Genomic DNA, 5,368 nt, shown 5'->3' with positions numbered 1-5,368 from the left:
AGGACCAGCTGTTCGCAGGTGACCTTGAGGCCGCCGTACGCCTCGGGATCCGTGGCGAGGTCGACGTCGTCGGCGATCGGGGCCTTCAGCGCGCCGACCCCGGGACCGGACGGGTCGGCGTCGTCGGCGTACACCGAGATCGAGGAGACGAAGACCCAGTGCGCATCGGCGACCGCGTCGAGCGCGTGGCGCACGTGGGAGGGCTGGCGGGCGATGTCGATCACCGCGTCGAAGCCGGCGTCCATCAGTGCATCGGGCGCCGGTTCGGCCCGGTCCCAGCGCACCTGCGTGACGCCCGGCGGCACGCTGCCCGACTGGCCGCGGTTGGCGCACACCACCTCATGTCCCCGTCGTACGGCGTCCGCCGCGACCGCGTGGGACAGGAACCGGGTACCACCGAGGACGAGGAGTCTCATCCCCCCATCTGAGCACGTGGTTGGCTGGGCGCCATGAATCACCGGAGTGCCGTGGCGCTGGTTGTGGCCGGGCTGGTCGTGGCCGGGCTGCTGACAGGATGTGGCGACACCAGCGATCCCGCCTCGTCGTCCGGCCCGGGCGAACCGACCACCGCGACCTCCAGCACAGCCGGCACCTCGGCCACCGCCTCCGCGACCGAGTCCGAGGCGGAGGTCGGCGGCGACCTCTCGCCGCGACAGGGCATCGACGCCTCCCACCACCAGGGCCCGATCGACTGGGCGAAGGTGGCCGACCACGGGATCTCCTTCGCGTACCTCAAGGCCACCGAGGGCACCGGCTTCGTCGACCCGCGCTTCGCCGCCCACCGCAGGAGCGCGGGCAAGTACGGCATCGCGGTCGCCGGCTACCACTACTTCCAGCTCTGCACGGACGGTGCCGCCCAGGCAGCCCACTTCATCGACGTCCTCGGTGACGGTGGCGCGGAGGCCCTCGCCCCTGCCGTGGACCTCGAGCTCGTCGGGAGCTGCACGAACCCGCCCGCGCGCGCCACCCTGCTCGCCGAGGTGCGCGAGTTCCTCGCTGCCGTCGACAAGGAGTACGACACCAGGACGGTGGTCTACCTGTACCCCGACTTCGAGAAGCGCTTCGGCTTCGCCGCCGACCTCGCCGACCACCCGCAGTGGGTCCGCCGGATCGGGGACCGGGCACCGCGGCGCCCCTGGGACATCTGGCAGTACGACGACCACGGCTCCGTCCCCGGCATCTCCGGCCCCGCCGACCTGAACCTGATGCAGCCGTCGGCCTGAGTCCCGACCGATCCACCACTCGCCGCCTCGCCGCCGCTCGGTGGGCGTGATCCGGTGTCCCCAGTGGTCGAGCGGTGGATCCGGCGGTCCCCTCAGTATCCGGAACACTCTGACCACGTGACGCGTTGACGAGACATGTCCACCATCGACCTGACGTCCGGCAACTTCGAGCAGACCGTGCTCGACAACGAGATCGTCTTCGTTGACTTCTGGGCGTCGTGGTGCGGCCCGTGTCGCAACTTCGCGCCCATCTACGAGTCCGCGGCGGAGCAGCACGGTGACCTGGTCTTCGGGTCGGTCAACACCGAGGAGGAGCAGCAGCTCGCCTCGGCGGCCCGGGTGTCGTCGATCCCCACGCTGATGGCGTTCAAGAAGGGGACGCTGGTCTTCTCCCAGGCCGGCGCCCTCCCCGCACCCGCACTCGAGCAGGTCATCGCCGCGGTGCGCGCGGTCGAGGTCCCCACGGAGACGAACGACTGAAATGTCGTTCGCCCCGCCGCAAGAGCTCCTGCGGCGAGGCGAACACCCGGGTAACCGGGTTCGTCAGATGCCCCTCACTGCTCCCAGACCTTCGTCCGGAGAGGACCACCCGACCATGGTCAGGCGGAGTGGGGACGCCTCACCATGACCAATGCGGCACCGGCGAGTACCAAGCCGGCACCGACAGGAACGAGCCATCCGTCAGGACCACCCGTGTTGGGGAGGTCACCGTCGTTGTCGACGATCCCACCGACGTCCCCTTCGTCATAGGTGTAGGTCACGTTGACCTCACCTGCTCCCGAGGCCAGGAACACCAGCGTCCACTCGGACGGCTGGGCCAGGTCGGACGCGGAGGAGGCCGTGTAGTCGAAGCCCACCGTGCCCGTCCCCGTGTACGGCGCCAGCGCGGCCTCGTCGGTGATGGTGGTCGAGAACGTGTCGCTGTCCGACCCTGCCGTCAGGCTGCTGTTCGCACCTGCCGGTGGAGTGTTCGGATCAGCGCCCGCCTCCAGCCATGCCGAGCACCCGTCGCTTCCCTCGTTGGGCGGAAGCTCGACCGCGGGCACCGCCATGGCACCCGAGGTCTGGGCGATGACATCACCGGCGAACGTCAGGGGCGCTGCGCCCGAGACGTTGCCGCTGTTGACCGACGCCGCTGCCTCGCTGAGGTTGGTGACGCAGACCGCGAAGTCCATCGTCACCTCGGCCTCGATCTTCACGGAGGTCAACTCGCCGAGGGCGGGATCGAACTGCTCGATCTGTCCCGTCCCCGACGCGTCGAGGTCTCCCAGGTCGAAGGTCACGGTCTGGGTTTCGCCGGTGACTGCTGATGCCGGCGCCACCCCCATGGTCAAGACCGTGACCGATGCTGCTGCCGTGGCCGCCGCGATCCGCAGTGCCCGCTTGGTCATCAATGCTCCTCGCATGATCATCGCCTCCCTCTACTCGCCCGCAGGCGCGTCGCCTGCAGCCGGCTCGGGGGTGGGCTCGGGCTCGGGCGCCGGGGCGGGTTCAGGCGGCGGTGGCGGCGTCTCCTCCACCTGTGGCTCGGGCTCGGGTGCGGGTTCCGGCTCGGGCTCCGGGTCGACATCCCCTTCGCCCTCGTCCTTCTTCGGCGCGGGGACCGGGTCGACCTTGGCCGCCGGCTGTTCCTTGGACTTCTTCTGGTCCTCACCCGGGGTCTTCGCGGTGAGGCCAGCGGGGCCCTCGGCTTCGTCCGGCTCCACGCACAGGTGGCTGAGGCCGTACCACTTGCCGCTGTTCGGGTTGAGGATCGCGTGCAGCCCCGTCCCGCTCGTGGCACCGTCGGGTGCGTAGGAGTAGAACTGCGGGTCGTTGTCGACCGGACCACCCTTCACCGTGATCGCAAGGATCGGCACCGTCGACGTCCAGTCGAAGACCTGTCCTGCATCGGTGTTGTAGATGTCGGTGATCGTGAAGACACCATGGTCGCCCTCGGTCACCGGGTCGATCTTGAATCCTTCGTCCTGCACACACTGGTTGGAGGCGGGGTCGCAACCTTCCATGGTCGGGTCGTCCTCGCACGTGGGCTCGTCACAGCCCTCCATGGTCGGGTCGTCCTCGCAGGTCGGCTCGGAGTCACCCGCACACACCGTGAGGTGGCTCAGCCCGTAGTACTTGCCGCTGTTCGGGTTGTCCGGAGCGTGCAGGCCTTCGCCCGACAGCGCGCCTTGCGGCTGGTAGTCGTAGAACTGCTGCGGAATCGCCTGGGGGCCACCCTTGACGCTGATCCAGAAGATCGGGACGTCGGAGGTCCAGTCGAAGGTCTCGCCGAGCTCCTCGCTCTCGTGCTTGACGATCGTGAAGGTTCCGCCGCCCGGCAACGCGTGGTCGCCGGCGCTGACCGGATCGATCTTGAAGGCATCAGCCTCGACGCAGTCCGGAGGCGAGCAGCCCTCCATCTCCGGGTCGGTCTCGCAGTTCGGCACCGGTTCGGAGCACACCAGGATGTAGTTCACCGAGTGCCACGTGTCCTGGCTGATCTGGAGCGGAGCGTGCAGCCCCTCGTCACCCATGGAACCGCCCGGGTAGAGGTACGGCTCGAAGCCCGGACCACCCTTGACCTGGATCTCGAACACGTTCACCGTCGAGGTCCAGTTGAAGATCTCGCCGATCGGGTTGGACTCCGCCAGGAGCGTCATCGAGAACGTGCCGCCACCGTCGAGGTCGAAGACCTGCTCGGTCTCGTTCTTGACGGGCGCGATCTTCGTGACGCTGACGCCTTCGGTGCTGCAGTCCGGTTCGGCCGGCGAACAGACCTCGTTCTCCGGGTCGACGACACAGGTGTCCTCGTAGGTGTAGTCGATCTTGACGGTCGCCTCACCCTCCGCGACACCGGTCGTCTTGTACGGCGCCGGCCCGTCGATGTGGACGTTGATCTCACTGTCCACCGTGTAGTCGAGGTCGTCGTCCCCGACGAAGCCTTCGAGCACGACGGGATCGGTGATCGTGACCTCGATCGAATCACCGGTGCCCAGCAGTGTGATCGGCTGGGTCTCGCCGGGCGCGAGGTTCCACGTCTCGCTGTCGGCTCCGGCCGCGTCGAGATTCTCGACGCCGACGCCGTTGACGACGATCGACGCATCGAAGTCCCCGTTCAGCGTCTTGTCCTGGGAGTCGCTCAGGTTCGTGACCGCACCCTCGAGCTCGCCGTCGACGGTCGCGACGACCTTGACCTTGGTCAGCGTCAGCAGACCGTCCTCGTCATTGAACTTGTCGACGAGGATGTGCTGGGTGTTCGGGAATGACTCGATCGCTACCGAGCCCTCTTCAGTGATGGTGATGTCTGCGGCATGCGCCGGAGCGGCAGCGATGAACGGAATACCCATCGCAGCGGTTCCGACCAGAAAAGCGACCCCAATTCGCCTTCGAGCCGTACCGATTGACCTCATAGGGAGGCTCTCCTGTACTCGAGGTTCGCCGCCCAGACGGGAGCATCGCGGGCGACCGGGACAAAGTCCCTACGCCTCCATGACGAAGTCCGGCGACGCGTATGACGCGTGATCTGTAAAAACATTGGTAAAGACTTCGCCGATCCGGCCGCGAAGTTCTCCATTCCCCGGCGGAACCCACGGGGCCGTGATTACCGTCGAATGATCCGAATCCCCGTCGAGGTGGCCATCGTGATCACGACACCGGAACCGTCCGCGGACGACACCGCTCTCCTGACTCGCGCGCGCACCGGCGACGGCTCTGCGATCGGTGAGCTGTACGCGATCCACCGGCCCGCTGCCCACCGGCTGGCCGTCCTGCTGGTCGGCTTCGACGAGGCGGACGACCTCCTGGCCGACGCCTTCGCCCGGGTCGTCGCGCGGTTCACCTCCGGCGCGGGACCGACCACCAACTTCCACGGCTACCTGTTCACCACGATGCGCAACCGGCACCGCGACTTGCAGCGACGCGGCGGACACGAGGAACCCGCATCGGACCACCCGTGGTTGCTCGAGGCAGCCGTGGCCCCGAGCGAGGACACGTCCGAGGACTTCGACACCGACCTCGCCGCCGCGGCGCTGGCCAGCCTGCCGCCCGCCTGGCAGCAGGTGATCCACCTCCTGGAGGTCGAGGAACGGACCGTTGCCGAGGCGGCCGCGCTGCTCGGCCTGCGCCCGGCAGCGCTGTCGTCGCTGGCGTATCGCGGACGCGAG

The 5,368-nt window shown here is 68.1% G+C and carries 5 protein-coding genes and 1 pseudogene; 3 read left to right on the top strand and 3 right to left on the bottom strand.

The window, feature by feature from the left end; genetic code table 11:
- A pseudogene (locus tag ACOADB_RS07480) lies at positions 1–416 on the bottom strand (epimerase); the annotation flags it as partial.
- Between the two features lie 33 nt (positions 417–449).
- Between ACOADB_RS07480 and ACOADB_RS07475 the strand changes: the two are divergent.
- Positions 450–1,223 carry a glycoside hydrolase family 25 protein gene (locus ACOADB_RS07475; RefSeq protein WP_378597338.1) on the top strand — a complete coding sequence of 258 codons (774 nt, stop codon included), beginning with the start codon at positions 450–452 and terminating at the stop codon, positions 1,221–1,223.
- A 135-nt stretch (positions 1,224–1,358) separates the two neighbouring features.
- A complete protein-coding gene (gene trxA / locus ACOADB_RS07470) occupies positions 1,359–1,703 on the top strand; it encodes a thioredoxin (RefSeq protein ID WP_378597337.1) in 345 nt (114 codons plus the stop codon).
- A 119-nt stretch (positions 1,704–1,822) separates the two neighbouring features.
- Here the strand turns inward: trxA and ACOADB_RS07465 are convergent, their stop codons facing one another.
- Both ACOADB_RS07465 and ACOADB_RS07460 read right to left on the bottom strand, forming a co-directional pair.
- The gene (locus tag ACOADB_RS07465) at positions 1,823–2,614 is read right to left on the bottom strand and encodes a choice-of-anchor E domain-containing protein (RefSeq protein ID WP_378597336.1); all 792 of its coding nucleotides are present in this window, start codon (positions 2,612–2,614) and stop codon (positions 1,823–1,825) included.
- A 30-nt stretch (positions 2,615–2,644) separates the two neighbouring features.
- Positions 2,645–4,552, bottom strand: coding sequence for a choice-of-anchor E domain-containing protein (locus tag ACOADB_RS07460; protein WP_378597335.1), 1,908 nt, complete (start codon positions 4,550–4,552; stop codon positions 2,645–2,647).
- Positions 4,553–4,846: 294 nt separating this feature from the next.
- On the opposite strand from ACOADB_RS07460, the gene ACOADB_RS07455 reads away from it, so the two are divergent.
- On the top strand, positions 4,847–5,368 hold a 522-nt coding region (locus ACOADB_RS07455; RefSeq protein ID WP_378597334.1), incomplete at its 3' end, for an RNA polymerase sigma factor.

It is taken from the genome of Nocardioides sp. CPCC 206348 (assembly GCF_048654705.1).
Lineage (GTDB): Bacteria > Actinomycetota > Actinomycetes > Propionibacteriales > Nocardioidaceae > Nocardioides.
The sequence above is the reverse complement of the archived record's forward strand: the minus strand, read 5'-3'. Positions and strand labels throughout refer to the sequence as shown.